At 64.9% G+C, this 362-nt stretch carries 1 protein-coding gene; it reads left to right on the top strand.

Annotated elements, in window-relative coordinates; genetic code table 11:
- On the top strand, positions 1-362 hold a 362-nt coding region (locus AAEZ05_RS27925), incomplete at both ends, for an ATP-binding protein (protein ID WP_350649793.1).

Consider the following 362-nt stretch of genomic DNA (forward strand, 5'->3'; position numbering starts at 1 on the left):
CGCCACGCCTGCTGGAACAACTGCGGATCGCTCATGGCGACGGCAGCTTCGGCCGCACGTTGCAGCAACTGGCGAAGGTCGACGTGCTGATCCTGGACGACTGGGCGCTGGCACCGCTGGAAGAAAACGCCCGGCACGACCTGCTGGAAGTAATCGACGACCGCGCCGGCTTGCGGTCGACGGTACTGACCAGCCAACTGCCGGTTGATCACTGGCACGGCTGGATCAACGACCCGACAGTGGCCGACGCCTTGCTGGCGGCGCAACCGCGCCTCGGCGGGGTCTTTGAGCCTGGTGTCTTTGCACGATGCTTGCGGGTGTTCTTGGGGCTGGATTTCAGCGGCCATGCTTTGATGGGCGAC

Origin of the sequence: Pseudomonas sp. HY13-MNA-CIBAN-0226 (genome assembly GCF_040310305.1) — a bacterium.
GTDB classification, from domain to species: Bacteria; Pseudomonadota; Gammaproteobacteria; order Pseudomonadales; family Pseudomonadaceae; genus Aquipseudomonas; species Aquipseudomonas gregormendelii.